Origin of the sequence: Zophobihabitans entericus, assembly GCF_011745665.1 — a bacterium.
GTDB classification, from domain to species: Bacteria; Pseudomonadota; Gammaproteobacteria; order Enterobacterales; family Orbaceae; genus Zophobihabitans; species Zophobihabitans entericus.
In genome coordinates this window covers 2,556,775-2,570,997 of the sequence record NZ_CP050253.1, presented here as the reverse complement: position 1 = coordinate 2,570,997, position 14,223 = coordinate 2,556,775, and the positions used below count along the sequence as shown (strand labels likewise).

The window sequence follows — 14,223 nt, the reverse complement described above, 5'->3', positions numbered from 1 at the left end:
AAGCAGGAAAATTATGAAGTTAAAAACGATGAAACTAAAAGCCTTGATATTTAGTTTATTTTTTCTTTTTTATTGTGGAGCAGGTATGGCGGCTGGTGCTTTATTCCCAACGACCTATAACTTTGATAAAGATTATTTAGTAAAGAACTTCTGGCGTTGTTCTTATTCTTCTGCTGGTGAAGCACTAGCTTATAAAATTGTGCTGCCAAATTATATGAAGCCGATCTCTATTGAGCCGGAGCCTATTCCCGGCGCAAATATCACAGAGATTGGGACTTATCAGACGATTAAAGATCTGGACGCTGAGGCACCGTTTATTGAGACCAATGTTTATTACGAAGAGGTTCTGGTTGATATTGCACCTGCTGACTGGCTAAAAAGTAAACTTGCACTGTCAGGTGAACAGATACTGGATCAAAGAGAGTTAACCACATCAAGTGGTGTGCGTTATCTGGATATATTAACAGCCGGCGTGAGAGATGGTGAAAGTGTCGTCTCGCGTAATGTGGTATATCGAAAAGATAATATGTATTTTTATGTTCGGGTGAGTATGGATGCTAAAGATTACGGTACTAATATGGACTTAGTCCTGTTCATTTCGGCAAATTTCACCACGGATAAATAAGTAATTTTAATTTAAAAATAGATAACTGGTTATGACAGAAACAATTGTAGCACAAGCCACACCACCCGGGCGTGGAGGCGTTGGAATTTTGAGAGTATCAGGCTCTCAGGCGCAGACAGTAGCTTTAGCATTGCTTGGTAAAATACCAAAACCTCGTTATGCAGAATATTTACCTTTTTTAGATCACGATGGTTCAGTGATCGATCAGGGTATTGCCCTTTATTTTCCAAATCCTAACTCATTTACCGGTGAAGATGTGCTTGAGCTGCAAGGGCATGGCGGGCCGGTGATTTTAGATCTATTGCTTAAGCGAGTTTTATCACTCCCAAAAATTCGGGTTGCTCGTCCGGGGGAGTTCTCTGAACGTGCATTTATGAATGACAAGCTCGATCTGGCGCAGGCTGAGGCTATTGCTGATTTAATCGATGCCAGTTCAGAACAAGCAGCTAAATCAGCGATGTCATCACTACAAGGCGTGTTTTCTAATAAAATTCATCATTTAGTTGGTGAACTGATTAATCTGCGTATTTTTGTTGAAGCAGCGATCGATTTTCCGGAAGAGGAAATTGATTTCCTGTCTGATGGTAAAATTGAAGCGCAATTGAATAACGTGATTGGTGAGCTGGAAGATGTACGTAAAGAAGCGCGTCAGGGCTCGTTGTTGCGTGAGGGTATGAAAGTGGTGATTGCTGGTCGTCCAAATGCTGGCAAATCAAGTTTGCTTAATGCCCTTGCCGGGAGAGATGCGGCAATTGTAACGGATATTGCTGGTACCACGCGTGACGTGCTGCGTGAACATATTCATATTGATGGTATGCCGCTACATATTATTGATACTGCTGGCCTGCGTGAAGCCAGTGATGAGGTTGAACGTATTGGTATTGAGCGAGCGTGGCAGGAGATTGAACAAGCCGATCGCGTTCTCTTTATGGTTGATGGTACAACGTCTGCGGAATCAGAACCCAACAAACTCTGGCCAGAGTTTATGGCAAGACTACCAAAATCTGTTCCGGTTACCGTGATTCGTAATAAAGCAGATATCACTGGTGAAGAGCTGGGTTATAGCGAAGTAAATGGTTACTCTCTTGTGAAGCTTTCTGCCCGTACTGGGGATGGTGTGCAGACTCTGCGTGAGCATCTGAAAGAAAGCATGGGCTTTACCAGTAATACCGAAGGTGGTTTTTTGGCTCGTCGTCGTCATCTGCAGGCGCTTGAAGTTGCTGCACAGCACCTGGCACAAGGCAAAGAGCAATTAGTGGTATTCCATGCCGGAGAACTATTGGCAGAAGAATTGAGACTGGCTCAGGAATCGTTAAGTGAGATCACCGGGGAGTTTACTTCTGATGATTTACTTGGGGCGATTTTTGGATCGTTTTGTATTGGGAAGTAGAGGCTAATTCTTTCACCGCTCCAAGATCTACAAGCGCGACTGCGTCGCGCAATCCACACAATCTAACTACATCGCCATTCCAAGATCCAAAAAGCGCGACTATGTCGCGCAACCCAGCATATAATAAAACATTTCAAAAAAGAAATTGTAATCTCTTGACCTTACCCCCATGGTAACCTTTATAGTAAGTTTGTTCGTTAAGATTAACTGTTATTATGGAACTAATGAAGGAGCCAATTATGAAACTTATCGTAAATAATATGTCTTGTGGTCACTGTGTTAAGACTGTGACTAAAGCTATCCAGTCTATTGATTCTGCGGCTAAAGTTGATGTCGATTTAGCTAAAAAAGAAGTTGCTATAACCGGCAATGTCTCTCTTGAGGCAGCAATTAAAGCTATTAATGACGCTGGTTTTGAATACGTGAAACAAGCGTAATTAGCTTTGATTTTATTATAAAAGGATTTATGTAATTAATACGAAATACTCGTACTAATTACAATGAGGAGGTTATTGTGGAAAAGAATAAACAATCATCAGTTCCATCTGTGGAACACTCATTTCAGGTTGGTGATATGAGCTGTGCTTCTTGTGTTGGTCGGGTTGAAAAAGCCTTAACTAAAGTACCCGGCGTACTTTCGGTAAGTGTCAATCTTGCGACCGAACGGGCACAAGTTATCGCCGAGCCACAAGTGCTGGATGGGGACTTACATCAGGCTGTAGTTGATGCAGGTTACACTGTTATTGCTGCTCCTAAACCTTCTCATAACTCCGATCATGAAATAACCTTATCTATTGGTGGTATGAGCTGTGCTTCCTGTGTGGGACGAGTAGAAAAAGCATTATCTCATGTCGAGGGAGTTGATTCTGCTGAGGTCAATCTGGCAACAGAAAAAGCTACGGTGAAAGGGACTCATTTAGAAGCGGGCATTTTAATTCAGGCAGTTATCGATGCTGGGTATGAAGCTCAGGTGATAGAAGAGTCTTCTAATCAGGCTCAGGCACAACCTCGTAAACGGGCACCGATCTGGCCTGTTATTGTTTCTGCTCTTTTTGCACTACCTCTGGTCTTGCCAATGCTGGCAGAACCCTTTGGTTTACACTGGATGCTGCCTGGCTGGGTTCAGTGGCTATTGGCAACACCAGTACAATTTTGGTTAGGCTGGCGTTTCTATAAAGGTGCATGGAAAGCGCTTAAAGCTTTAAGCGGCAATATGGATATGCTGGTAGCGCTTGGTACCAGTGCTGCTTATGGTTTATCGGTTTATCAGTTACTCAACGTAAGTTCTGGGCAAGAGGCGCATCTCTATTTTGAATCATCAGCTGTCATTATTACGTTAATTCTGCTTGGTAAATGGCTGGAAGCCCGGGCTAAAACTCAAACCTCAGAAGCAATACGTGCTTTGGCGGCACTACGCCCAGAACGAGCAACCGTGCGTCGTCAAAATCAGGATCTTGATATTGCAGTTGAACAAGTCATGCCTGGTGATTTAGTCGTGGTTAAGCCCGGTGAAAGAATCCCGGTTGATGGCGATGTACAGGAAGGTAGCTCCAGTGTTGATGAATCTTTAATTACCGGGGAAAGTCTGCCGGTAACTAAATCCGTTGGCGATAGTGTGACCGGTGGTGCAATCAATGGTGAAGGACTCTTGTTAATCAAAACAACTGCGATTAGTGCTGAAAGTACTCTGGCTAAAATTATTCAGCTAGTCGAATCCGCTCAGGCGAAAAAGGCACCAATTCAACGTGTTGTCGATAAAATTAGTAGTATCTTCGTACCTGTCATTATTATTTTAGCTTTACTAACATTGCTTGGCTGGGGATTTGTCACCGGTAATTGGGAACATGGTGTACTTAATGCTGTTGCCGTACTGGTTATCGCTTGTCCTTGTGCGCTTGGATTGGCAACACCAACAGCAATTATGGTTGGTACCGGAACGGCTGCACGTCATGGTATTTTAATAAAAGATGCAGAAACACTGGAAATCACCCATGCTGTTAAAGCATTAGCATTTGATAAGACCGGTACTTTAACTGAAGGCAAACCTCAACTCACAGCATTTATTACACCTAAAAATAGCGATACTGTGAAAGCATTATCGATGGCAGCGTCTTTACAGGCTGGGAGTGAACATCCACTAGCCAGAGCTGTAATTTCTAAAGCAAAACGAGATGAGATCAGTTATTCTCACGCTGTTGATATGAAAATTGTGGCTGGTTCTGGTGTACAGGCAATTGTTGATGGTCGTTCCCTTTGTTTAGGTAATTCCCGCTGGATGACTGAACTTGGTGCTGATCTGAAAGAGTTTGAAGCGCAGCGCAAACAACTGGAACAAGAAGGATGTAGCGTGTCATGGCTGGTTGAGACACAAGGTGCAGCAGCTCATGTTTTGGCTCTGCTTGGTTTCTCTGACACATTAAAAGAAACAGCCAAAGTGGCAATTAAGCAGCTACAACATCAACAGATTAAAACTATCATGCTAACCGGGGATAATGCCGGTGCGGCAAAACATGTTGGTGATCAATTAGGTATTGATGAAGTGATTGCTGAAGTAAAACCTGCTGATAAAGCAGAGAAGATTAATCAGCTACATGAAGAATACGGCGTTGTTGCCATGGTTGGTGATGGTGTTAATGATGCGCCTGCTTTAGCTGCGGCTGATGTTGGTATCGCCATGGGGACGGGGACTGATGTGGCAATGCATACTGCTGCCATTACGCTGATGCGTGGTAATCCTGCTTTAGTCGCTGATGCTATTGATATCTCTTCTCTGACTTATCGTAAAATAAAACAGAACTTGTTCTGGGCATTTATCTATAATGTGATTGGTGTGCCTTTAGCTGCATTTGGCTTACTAAATCCAATGATTGCAGGTGGAGCGATGGCTCTGAGTAGTGTGAGTGTGGTAACTAATGCGTTATTGCTACGCCGCTGGAAAGGCAAAGCTGATCAACCTTAATAAGGGATAAGAAGGTGGAAAGATGAAAAAAGCTACAGTACAATCTCAAATAGAACTGAGTGAAGCTCATGCTCATGGTTTTTACGAGATAGGTCAGGCATCAGAAATGAGTGGTGTGAGTGCTAAAATGATTCGTCATTATGAAACAATAGGCCTTATTCCACCTATTAAGAGAACATTATCCAATTATCGAATTTATTCGGAAATGGATGTTCAGATGCTGGCATTTATTAAACATACTCGTTCGCTTGGATTTTCACTGGAGCAAATTAAGGAATTATTGGCTCTCTGGAATAATGAAAAACGTACCAGTGCCGAAGTAAAGCAATTGGTAATGACCCATATTAAAGAGCTTGAAGATAGAATTAAAGAGATGCAGGCTATGCGTAAAGTACTGCAAAATCTGGCTTCTTCATGCTGTGGTAATGATGACCCGGATTGTCCGATTTTAGATGGTTTGTCTTATGCGGCATTATCTCCGCTGATCACTAAACAAAAGAAAGTGTAAATGTAAGAGTGGGTCTGACTCACTCTTTGTTTAGATTTTACCACGCCACTCATTTTCAAACGCTTGTACAAAATCGACTAAAATCTGGTGGCGTTTACTGGCAATTCTTTTCCCTTCTTCCGTGTTCATCATATCTTTAAGCAGAAAGAGCTTTTCATAGAAGTGATTGATGACGGTATTTTCCTGACGATAATTTTGTTCTGTCAGTGAGGTACGCGGCGCAATATCCGGATTGTACATAATATTCTTTTTATGTCCGCCATAATAGAAAGTGCGTCCGATACCGATTGCGCCAAGTGCATCAAGACGATCTGCATCCTGAACAATCTGTCCGTCCAAAGATAAGACTTTTTTGCTTTCTAAATTTTTACTGTAGGACATATTTTCAATAATATCGAAAATCTTTTGAGTATCAGTTAGGGGGACTTGATTGTCTGCCAGAAAGTCTCGTAATTCTGCTTTGGCCTGTATCACATCCGCGATGACCTTTGTATCAATCACGTCATGTAAGTAGGCGCTCATTAACACAATAAAGGGATCACTAGCTGGTTCTGTGTTCAGGATTTGTCTGGCTAAATTCACTACACGCTGAATATGAGCAAAGTCATGTCCGGAGGTATCATGTGCCAGCTTTTCTGTAACAAATTTTTGAGTCTGTTCGATAATTTGCTGTTGCTTTGAACTAAGTTGGTAGTTTGACATGGGAAGTCCTATAATAGCGTAATTGTGGTAATTATAGCATAATCAAATAATAAGATATGTTATGACACGCCAGACTTATGTGGCTGATAGCGGAGATAAAGAATGAAGAAATATGGATTATGGTTAATTGCTTTACTCAGTTTATCCGGATGTGGTGCGTTAAATGGTCAGACAAAACCAGATGTGCTGGAAGAGTGTCATTATGAGACAGTAAGTGGAGAGCTGTTTGTTTTTAATACGTTACCCGAGTCGGAACAAAACGAAGGATATAAAGCAGTCTATGTAGCACAAAGCCGGGAAGCCGGCACTTTACCTTATGATGGATATGCCGGGCTTAAGGGCAAATTGACTGATAATGTCATTATTCGGGATTACCCTCGTGTTTCCCCTTTCTTAGGTTTCGGATTTGGTCGTAGCAGTTACCCGTTTGGGGCTCGAGTCGGAACACTGGTTTATGATGATTATAATGACTTCTACCTCACTAGCGCTCAGCGGGAAACGATGCTGCGTAATTCACGTATGATTTTTCGTCAGGCTATTTTAGAGAATTGTGAAGTTGTTTATTTTCAGATCGATTATAAAAGCAATGAATATGTAGATGTCTCTGCAATAGAGGAAAAAAATATTACCTTACTTGGTAAGAACGAATAAAATTGATTTATTTCATTTATTGGTGTTCCCTTTTAGTAAAGTGAAATTTTTTAGTCTATGATGTGACCTGCTAAACATGGACAAAATCGTTCAATTTATCGCGCAGTTATTTCTGCATTATTTTTCATCTCTTTTACCGGTTCAGTTTTGGCTGTTGAGCCATCTTCTGAACCGACTAACCTTCTGTCAGAAACCCAAATTGCCTCTTCATCTGTTTCTTTAGCAAATGCTGCCAGTCATGATGATAACCGTATCAATTTTAGTCTCAATTACCAATTTAATCAGAGTTGGCAGGATGTTCTTGATCCGAAACAGGTTGCTGTGATGAGAAGTCTGCAGGGTAGCCGCTATGATCTGGTACAGAGTAATAATAATATTGTGCTGGAATATCAAAAGTAGGAGGCGATCAATTTATTACTACCAGCTAGCTTGAGTGGTCAAACTGGTGATTTGTTAACTATTGATGCCAAAGTATTTGCCAGTAATGGTCTGGATCGCATTGAGTGGCATGACTGGCAATCAATTTACCTGGAGTAGTAGTAATACTAGTGAAGCCGAAGTAAGTAATAGTGTCGTAACACTGAAATCAAAACCAGTGAGTGAAATGATTATTCAAACGACAGAAATCGCTAGCCCGTCAACGTCAAATGCTTATTGGTCTAAAACACTGGCTTCAAGCAATAACTATCAGGTAGGCGAGTTGGCGACAGGTAATATTCACTATTTTCATATTAGTGCTTTTGCTTATACACTTTGTGTCGAATAGATTTATTTTAGTCTGATCTGACAGGAATAATTTTTATTCCTGTCATGTTCTGTTAACATACTCAACTACTGATATCACTTGAAGGTTATGAATATGTTTTCTCATCTGGCTCCAATGTCACTTGGTAAGGTTACAAAAGCAGTTATTCCAGTTGCAGGACTTGGTACGCGTATGCTGCCGGCAACTAAGGCCATTCCTAAAGAGATGCTGCCACTGGTTGATAAACCGCTGATTCAGTATGTGGTGAGTGAATGTATTGCCGCAGGTATCACGGAAATTATCTTTGTGACTCACTCCTCGAAAAACTCGATTGAAAACCATTTTGATACCAGCTTTGAACTGGAAGCTATGCTTGAAGCCCGTGTTAAACGTCAGCTACTGGCTGAAGTGAAATCGATTTGTCCAAAGCATGTGACAATTAGTAGTGTCAGACAAGGTTTAGCTAAAGGTCTTGGTCACGCGGTATTATGTGCCTATCCTTTAGTGGGTAATGAACCGTTTGCAGTTGTGCTGCCAGATGTGATTATTGATGAATATGAAAGTAACCTGACTAAAGATAATCTCAGCTCGATGATCACTAATTATCATGAATCAAAACATAGTCAGATTATGGTTGAGCCTGTACCACAAAATTTGGTTTCATCTTATGGTATTGTTGATTGTCAGGGAGCTGAACTTAAAGCTGGTGACAAAGCACAGATGTATAGTGTGGTGGAAAAACCAGCAATAGAGAATGCCCCCTCTAATTTATCGATCGTTGGACGATATGTGTTATCAGAAAAAATTTGGCCACTACTCGCCCGAACGCCTCCAGGAGCCGGAGATGAAATCCAGCTAACAGACGCTATTGCATTATTAATGGAGACTGATCCGGTTGATGCATATTGTATTAAAGGGCGTAGCCATGATTGTGGTAATAAGTTAGGTTATGTGCAGGCATTTATTGAATATGCAATGCGTCATACTGGACTGGGTAAAGACGTTACCACTTGGTTAAAACAAATTTCAAAATAACTGATTATTAATCAATGAGTTAAATTTATAGATTAAGTAGTTCTGCCATAAGACTCACCTGCTCTGGTGAGTCATTTAGAGCTGGGATGTAGTAAAACTGTTTACCACCAGCTTGTAAGAACTCCTGACGATTAAGTTCGTCGATCTCATCTAATGTTTCAATACAATCCACAGCAAATCCCGGACAAATTACCTGAATGTGTTGTTTTCCTTGTTTGGCCAGCTCAATCAGGGTTGGTGTCGTATCAGGTTCTACCCATTTTGCTTTACCAAAGCGGGACTGATAACTCATCTGAACGTCTACCTGAACACCTTTTGCCTGCAAAGCAGAGTTGACCAGTAAAGTGGTCAGCTCACAGCGATCGACATAGTTATCTTTACGGTCGCGAATATAGCTTTCCGGAATACCATGATAGGAAAAGAGCAGAGTATCTGGCTTACCATGCAGCGTAAATGCCTGCTCAATATGCTGACATAAACCATTGATATAGGCGATATGATCAGCGTAGTCACGAACAAACTCAAACTCAGGTTTTTGTGACCATGTTGTAGTTAGAGCTTTGACTTTATCAATGACAGCATCTGTCGTTGTGGTTGAAAACTGTGGGTAGAGGGGTAACACTTTAATCACATCGCACTGTTTTAGCTTTTCCAGTGCTTGCTGCAAATCTGGATTACCATAGGTCATCGCCAGTTCTATCTGTTTGTCTGGGTATTTTTGGCTTAATTTTTCACACAGAGAGCGGCTATATTTTAATAGCGGTGAGCCTTGTTCTGTCCAGATGGAGGCGTAGCGTTGTGTAATATGTTTGATTCGTTTTGGAATAATAATAAAACGTAGTAATGGCCACCAGATAATTGGACTTACATCAACGACATGCCGATCGGATAAAAACTCACTTAAATATGGCTTGATGGCTTGTGGTGTTGGCGCATCAGGGGTGCCTAAATTGACCAGTAATATCCCTATATTTTGTTTTATCATCAGATTATAAATACCGTTTAATAAGATTGTTTAAGCGTAGTAAAGCACCCTGATTTTCATGTAATACCTGAAAAGCAGCCTGTCCTGTTTGTTGTTGAACTTCCGGATTAGTCAGTAAATTATTAACTGCCTGATATAGTGAATCAGCGGTTGATTTAATAGTAATCAGACCTTGTGCCTGAGAGAGTAAGCGGCAGATTACCCGGAAATTAAATGTATGTTCACCCATAATAATGGGTAGTTTATGTAATGCCGGTTCAAGTGGGTTATGCCCGCCATTTTCAACCAGACTACCGCCAACAAAAGCAATATTAGCCATACCATAAAGTGTAATTAATTCACCCATAGTATCGCCCAGAATAACCTGAGTGTCATGAGTCGGAATTAAATGTTGAGAACGAAGCTGATAATTAACTCCTTGATCTGAAATCAGTTTCTCGACCGTTTTAAAACGTTCCGGATGGCGTGGTACTAAAATTAATAACAGTTCAGGAAATTTAAGTAAGAGTTGCTTAAAAGCGGCCAGAATAATTTCATCTTCACCTGCGTGCGTGCTGGCAGCAATGAGTACCGGGCGTTGAAGTTGCCATTGTTGTTTAAGGGTAGCAATTGTTTGCTTTTGTTGTTCTGATAAATGAATATCAAACTTCACACTGCCAGTCACAACCAGATTTTCTTTTGGTAAACCCAACTGAATAAACCGGTCACCATCCTGTTGATTTTGGGCAGCGATTAAGGTTATTTGTTGTAACAGTCTTTGCATTGATTTGCCAAGTCGGGCATAACCTTTCGCTGACCGTTCAGATAAACGGGCATTAGCCAGAATAAGTGGAATATGGCGCTTATGGAGCTGAGAAATCAGATTTGGCCAGAGCTCTGTTTCCATAATCACCACTATTTTAGGCTGCAAAGTATTCAGAAAACGACTTATGGCGCAAGGTAGATCATAAGGTAAATAGACATGGCTAACGCGATCACCAAAGGTCGCTGTTACCCGGACTGAGCCGGTTGGTGTCATGGTGGTGATAGTTATTGGCAGATCCGGATATTGTTCTTGTAGTAAATTTACCAGAGGAATCGCAGCGATGGTTTCTCCAACAGAAACTGCATGAATTAATATACCCAGAGGTTTGACTTTATTCTTACAAAAACCATAACGTTCCGACCAGCGTTTACGATAATCTGGTGCTTTACGACTGCGTAGCAGTAGACGTAGCCAGACAAAAGGTTGAATAAGGTAAAGTAAAACCGTGTAGAGTATCTGCATCGTGCTTGTCTTATTCTTTAATAAAATACTTACGATAATAAGCCAGTTCAGCGATTGAATCTTTTATATCATCCAGTGCCTGATGGGTACTTTGCTTAGTGAAGCCGGCTAGAATTTCTGGTTTCCAGCGTTTAGCTAATTCTTTTAAGGTACTCACGTCTAAGTATCGATAGTGAAAGTAAGATTCTAATTGCGGCATGTAACGATAGAGGAATCGTCTGTCCTGGCCAATGCTGTTACCACAAATAGGGGAGCAGTTTTCTGGTACCCACTGAGACAAAAATTCAATAGTTTTTTGCTCAGCTTCGGCTTCTGTCACGCTACTTTTTCTGACTCGCTCAGTAAGTCCAGTCTGACCATGAGTTGTGGTATTCCATTCGTCCATCAGAGCCAGTTGTTGTTCAGTTTGATGCACAGCAAATACTGGTCCTTCAGCCAGAATATTTAAATTCGAGTCGGTCACAATGGTGGCGATTTCGATAATACGATCACGTTCAGGATTTAAACCTGTCATTTCCAGATCGATCCAGATGAGATTATTTTCATTACTTTGTGCTGTCATAGTAGTAACCAATCAATAGACGATAGATAATTATCTTTTTATACCCAACTAGTGTAGCATATTCGGCAAATCCTGTAGAGAATAGTTAAGCTGAATTTGTTCTTGTAAAATAAAAAGCGGTGAGTAAGAAATTGTGAGTAAGAATCGACTATCTAAAAACCAGCAGCGTCGCGTGAATGCCAAGCATGAGCAGCGCCGTGAGCAAATCAATCTTGCAGACTCAGATAATGAGAACAGCGGTGATTCCCTGTTTGGTGAAGTGCAGGAAGGAATCGTGATTAGTCGTTTTGGTAAACTGGCTGCGGTTGAAGATAGTTCTGGTCAGCAGCATCGTTGTAATATCAGACGTACTCTACCGTCACTGGTTACCGGAGATAAAGTTCTTTGGCGCGCCAGTCTGGATGAGCAAACAAACGGAATTATTGAAGCCGTTTATGATCGTACTTCTGTACTTTCTCGTCCGGATTTTTATGATGGTGTGAAACCTATTGCGGCTAACGTCGACCAGATTATTATTGTATCTGCTGTCTTACCTGAATTCTCATTAAATATTATTGATCGTTACTTAGTTGCCTGCGAAGCAACGCATATCCCGCCAGTTATTGTCCTTAATAAGATTGATTTATTAACGCCAGAACAAAAAGAGCAAATCGATAAACAGCTGGCTATCTATACTGATATTGGTTATCAGGTTCTGTGTGTGTCCAGTGAAAACAGACAGGGTATGGCAGAACTGGCAGCTATTTTAAAAGATCGAATCTCTATTTTTGTCGGACAGTCAGGTGTAGGTAAATCCAGTTTGATTAATCAGTTATTACCTGAGGAGTTGCATGCAACGACTGGTGCTGTTTCTGAAAACTCCGGGCTCGGTCAACATACAACAACGACTGCTCGTCTGTATCATCTGACAGGTGGTGGTAAAATTATTGATTCACCGGGAGTCCGGGAATTTGGCTTATGGCACTTAGAGCCTCAGCAAGTGACACAAGGCTTTATTGAATTTGGTGAGTATTTAGGGCTGTGTAAGTTCAGAGATTGTAAACATCAGGATGATCCGGGATGTGCCTTACAACAAGCAGTTTGTGAGGGTAAGATTACTGTTTCCCGTTTTGATAATTACCACCGTATTTTAGCCTCAATGGCTGATGTAAAAAGCCGCAGTAATAAATCATATAAATAAAAAGAGGCTCAAAATCAGGCTTGAACCTCTTATACTGCCTGGATCTATTTTAAATTTTTAATCGCAAAACTCATCGCAATATAAGCCCACCCCTGGAAGGCTAAGTCGATACCTAAAAACATTCCAAGTACCCAAAGACTTGCTTCTGGCCATCCTGACAGAATAATGATCCCTAATATCAGAGTAATCAGACCTGAAAATAGCAGCCATCCCCAAAGTGGCAGTGCGCGGTTATTTAAAGAGCCTAGCGTTTGTGAGACACCACTGATAATAAGAGTAATTGCCAGAATAAGTGTCAGTGCAGAAGAAATCAGCAGAGGTTGAAAAAGCGCTAAAATACCGATTAAGATATAAAGTACACCCATTACGGCCCACAGTGCAGTTTGCCCAAAGCCTTTGATCTGAAAAGATTGAATCGCCTGAGCGAGACCGGCAATAACGAGTAAGATACCGATATAATAAACAGAAAAAACAGTCGCAATAAGTTGGTGGCTGAGAGCCAGACAGCCAAGTACCAGGAGCACAATACCAATGATTAGGAACCAGCCCCATTTGCCGCGTAGACTGGACAAATCTTGAAATGATGGTGTTAATCTCGCCATATATTACTATCCTTAGAAATAAGTTAATGATGAGTATATAGCGAATAATGTAGTTTTTAAGAAACTAAATGAACGATTATTAGTCAATCAGATACACTACAATGTCCGATATATGATCTCGGACATTATAGAATTCCTGACAGGACTAATTTTGCGAATTTGAGCGATTTTTTTCTGATGTAGCACGTATTGTTCTTTTTATCGGTTTTTGTGTGTATTTGTCTATATATCTGCTTGGCCAGATTTCCTCAGGTTTTTTGTCTAATGCATTGGCTATAATTACCTCTCCTTTTGTCCAGGGTCTGATCAGGGCATTACTTAAAGTTGAAGAACTAAAACCAGATTGTCGGGATAACTCCGCTAATGTTAATCCTCGCTTTTTTAGTTCAGCAAGAATATCTGCGGGATGCCAATCTGAAGCTATTTTTTTCATGATTTATTTCCTTTTTATCGTTCTATGCTATTCTTTTTACATTTATTACGTGAACTAGTAAGTAAAACAAGTTAGAATTGTTGTTAATTGGTACAGATTACCGGTTTTATAGTAACAAAATTTCTTAAAAATTAACATATTTTCTTAAAGGTTTCCTAAAACTGTTTTAAGATACAGAGTAGAGCATGATGAAGAAAGAGTGGTTTACATCCAAAGAACTTATAGCAGTAGATGGCTTGCCTTCAACAACTCAAGGCATTAATAAAAGAGCTCGTGCTGAAAATTGGAAGCGTCGTAAACGTACCGGTGTCCAAGGACGTGGCGTAGAATATCACATGAGTAGTTTTCCGGAATTTATTCAAAATAGTCTGAGACTCAAAGAGGATCCGGCGATATATTCTCCACATGTTAAACCGCTTGATGTTTGGGTAAGTGTCTATCAGGAACTGACGGAAGCAGAACAAGATCTGATATTTAAATGGGTCTTGAGATATGGCATTCGTGAGTTAATAAATTTGATAACTCACTTTGATGATAAGAATAAATCATAAAATTTAGATTAACTCTTTGTAAAATAAT

At 40.8% G+C, this 14,223-nt stretch carries 17 protein-coding genes; 11 read left to right on the top strand and 6 right to left on the bottom strand.

The genetic code is table 11. The annotated features are described in order from the left end of the window. Window positions 1-13 precede the first annotated feature (13 nt). From IPMB12_RS11655 to cueR, 5 genes are all read left to right on the top strand, one after another. Entirely contained in the window at window positions 14-625 is a 612-nt protein-coding gene (locus tag IPMB12_RS11655; protein WP_166917577.1) for a hypothetical protein, read from the top strand. 31 nt (window positions 626-656) lie between these two features. Further along, a complete protein-coding gene (gene mnmE, locus IPMB12_RS11650; RefSeq protein WP_208293505.1) occupies window positions 657-2,015 on the top strand; it encodes a tRNA uridine-5-carboxymethylaminomethyl(34) synthesis GTPase MnmE in 1,359 nt (452 codons plus the stop codon). 239 nt (window positions 2,016-2,254) lie between these two features. Continuing rightward, entirely contained in the window at window positions 2,255-2,452 is a 198-nt protein-coding gene (locus IPMB12_RS11645) for a heavy-metal-associated domain-containing protein (RefSeq protein ID WP_208293504.1), read from the top strand. A gap of 137 nt (window positions 2,453-2,589) precedes the next feature. Further along, window positions 2,590-4,974, top strand: coding sequence for a heavy metal translocating P-type ATPase (locus tag IPMB12_RS11640; RefSeq protein ID WP_166917798.1), 2,385 nt, complete (start codon window positions 2,590-2,592; stop codon window positions 4,972-4,974). A gap of 22 nt (window positions 4,975-4,996) precedes the next feature. After that, window positions 4,997-5,482, top strand: coding sequence for a Cu(I)-responsive transcriptional regulator (gene cueR / locus IPMB12_RS11635; protein ID WP_166917576.1), 486 nt, complete (start codon window positions 4,997-4,999; stop codon window positions 5,480-5,482). A 30-nt stretch (window positions 5,483-5,512) separates the two neighbouring features. Here the strand turns inward: cueR and IPMB12_RS11630 are convergent, their stop codons facing one another. Then, window positions 5,513-6,184: an HD domain-containing protein gene (locus IPMB12_RS11630; RefSeq protein ID WP_166917575.1), complete on the bottom strand. Its 672-nt coding sequence runs from the start codon at window positions 6,182-6,184 to the stop codon at window positions 5,513-5,515. 102 nt (window positions 6,185-6,286) lie between these two features. Between IPMB12_RS11630 and IPMB12_RS11625 the strand changes: the two genes are divergently transcribed. From IPMB12_RS11625 to galU, 4 genes are all read left to right on the top strand, one after another. Next, on the top strand, window positions 6,287-6,835 hold the full coding sequence (locus IPMB12_RS11625; protein ID WP_166917574.1) for a hypothetical protein: 549 nt from the start codon (window positions 6,287-6,289) through the stop codon (window positions 6,833-6,835). A gap of 147 nt (window positions 6,836-6,982) precedes the next feature. Further along, on the top strand, window positions 6,983-7,234 hold the full coding sequence (locus tag IPMB12_RS11620; protein ID WP_166917573.1) for an inverse autotransporter beta domain-containing protein: 252 nt from the start codon (window positions 6,983-6,985) through the stop codon (window positions 7,232-7,234). Window positions 7,235-7,343: 109 nt separating this feature from the next. Then, window positions 7,344-7,601: a hypothetical protein gene (locus IPMB12_RS11615; RefSeq protein ID WP_166917572.1), complete on the top strand. Its 258-nt coding sequence runs from the start codon at window positions 7,344-7,346 to the stop codon at window positions 7,599-7,601. Between the two features lie 93 nt (window positions 7,602-7,694). Then, window positions 7,695-8,615, top strand: a complete 921-nt coding sequence (gene galU / locus IPMB12_RS11610; RefSeq protein ID WP_228720375.1) for a UTP--glucose-1-phosphate uridylyltransferase GalU — start codon at window positions 7,695-7,697, stop codon at window positions 8,613-8,615. 25 nt (window positions 8,616-8,640) lie between these two features. On the opposite strand, the gene hemH is transcribed toward galU, so the two are convergent. The 3 genes from hemH to orn are packed head-to-tail and all read right to left on the bottom strand — an operon-like array spanning window position 8,641 to window position 11,429. After that, window positions 8,641-9,600, bottom strand: coding sequence for a ferrochelatase (hemH, locus tag IPMB12_RS11605; RefSeq protein ID WP_166917571.1), 960 nt, complete (start codon window positions 9,598-9,600; stop codon window positions 8,641-8,643). Window positions 9,601-9,604: 4 nt separating this feature from the next. Next, window positions 9,605-10,867 (bottom strand): lipid IV(A) 3-deoxy-D-manno-octulosonic acid transferase, encoded by a 1,263-nt coding sequence (waaA, locus tag IPMB12_RS11600; protein ID WP_166917570.1) that lies wholly within the window; start codon window positions 10,865-10,867, stop codon window positions 9,605-9,607. Between the two features lie 10 nt (window positions 10,868-10,877). Further along, on the bottom strand, window positions 10,878-11,429 hold the full coding sequence (gene orn / locus IPMB12_RS11595; protein ID WP_166917569.1) for an oligoribonuclease: 552 nt from the start codon (window positions 11,427-11,429) through the stop codon (window positions 10,878-10,880). Window positions 11,430-11,562: 133 nt separating this feature from the next. Between orn and rsgA the strand changes: the two genes are divergently transcribed. Next, window positions 11,563-12,609 carry a small ribosomal subunit biogenesis GTPase RsgA gene (gene rsgA, locus IPMB12_RS11590; protein WP_166917568.1) on the top strand — a complete coding sequence of 349 codons (1,047 nt, stop codon included), beginning with the start codon at window positions 11,563-11,565 and terminating at the stop codon, window positions 12,607-12,609. Between the two features lie 44 nt (window positions 12,610-12,653). Here the strand turns inward: rsgA and IPMB12_RS11585 are convergent, their stop codons facing one another. Together IPMB12_RS11585 and IPMB12_RS11580 are read right to left on the bottom strand one after the other, a co-directional pair. Beyond that, complete coding sequence (locus IPMB12_RS11585; protein ID WP_166917567.1) at window positions 12,654-13,211, bottom strand: HdeD family acid-resistance protein; 558 nt, start codon at window positions 13,209-13,211, stop codon at window positions 12,654-12,656. Window positions 13,212-13,356: 145 nt separating this feature from the next. Further along, window positions 13,357-13,644: a helix-turn-helix domain-containing protein gene (locus tag IPMB12_RS11580; protein WP_166917566.1), complete on the bottom strand. Its 288-nt coding sequence runs from the start codon at window positions 13,642-13,644 to the stop codon at window positions 13,357-13,359. Window positions 13,645-13,829: 185 nt separating this feature from the next. On the opposite strand from IPMB12_RS11580, the gene IPMB12_RS11575 reads away from it, so the two are divergent. Next, a complete protein-coding gene (locus IPMB12_RS11575; protein ID WP_208293503.1) occupies window positions 13,830-14,195 on the top strand; it encodes a DNA-binding protein in 366 nt (121 codons plus the stop codon). The last annotated feature ends 28 nt before the right edge of the window (window positions 14,196-14,223 follow it).

Bases quoted from the DNA above. Each gene is read 5' to 3' on its own strand.
- orn (WP_166917569.1), bottom strand. From the start codon at position 11,429: ATGACAGCACAAAGTAATGAAAATAATCTCATCTGGATCGATCTGGAA.
- mnmE (WP_208293505.1), top strand. From the start codon at position 657: ATGACAGAAACAATTGTAGCACAAGCCACACCACCCGGGCGTGGAGGC.
- hemH (WP_166917571.1), bottom strand. From the start codon at position 9,600: ATGATAAAACAAAATATAGGGATATTACTGGTCAATTTAGGCACCCCT.
- IPMB12_RS11645 (WP_208293504.1), top strand. From the start codon at position 2,255: ATGAAACTTATCGTAAATAATATGTCTTGTGGTCACTGTGTTAAGACT.
- galU (WP_228720375.1), top strand. From the start codon at position 7,695: ATGTTTTCTCATCTGGCTCCAATGTCACTTGGTAAGGTTACAAAAGCA.
- IPMB12_RS11655 (WP_166917577.1), top strand. From the start codon at position 14: ATGAAGTTAAAAACGATGAAACTAAAAGCCTTGATATTTAGTTTATTT.
- waaA (WP_166917570.1), bottom strand. From the start codon at position 10,867: ATGCAGATACTCTACACGGTTTTACTTTACCTTATTCAACCTTTTGTC.
- IPMB12_RS11575 (WP_208293503.1), top strand. From the start codon at position 13,830: ATGATGAAGAAAGAGTGGTTTACATCCAAAGAACTTATAGCAGTAGAT.
- IPMB12_RS11580 (WP_166917566.1), bottom strand. From the start codon at position 13,644: ATGAAAAAAATAGCTTCAGATTGGCATCCCGCAGATATTCTTGCTGAA.
- IPMB12_RS11630 (WP_166917575.1), bottom strand. From the start codon at position 6,184: ATGTCAAACTACCAACTTAGTTCAAAGCAACAGCAAATTATCGAACAG.
- cueR (WP_166917576.1), top strand. From the start codon at position 4,997: ATGAAAAAAGCTACAGTACAATCTCAAATAGAACTGAGTGAAGCTCAT.
- IPMB12_RS11625 (WP_166917574.1), top strand. From the start codon at position 6,287: ATGAAGAAATATGGATTATGGTTAATTGCTTTACTCAGTTTATCCGGA.
- IPMB12_RS11585 (WP_166917567.1), bottom strand. From the start codon at position 13,211: ATGGCGAGATTAACACCATCATTTCAAGATTTGTCCAGTCTACGCGGC.
- IPMB12_RS11640 (WP_166917798.1), top strand. From the start codon at position 2,590: ATGAGCTGTGCTTCTTGTGTTGGTCGGGTTGAAAAAGCCTTAACTAAA.
- IPMB12_RS11615 (WP_166917572.1), top strand. From the start codon at position 7,344: ATGACTGGCAATCAATTTACCTGGAGTAGTAGTAATACTAGTGAAGCC.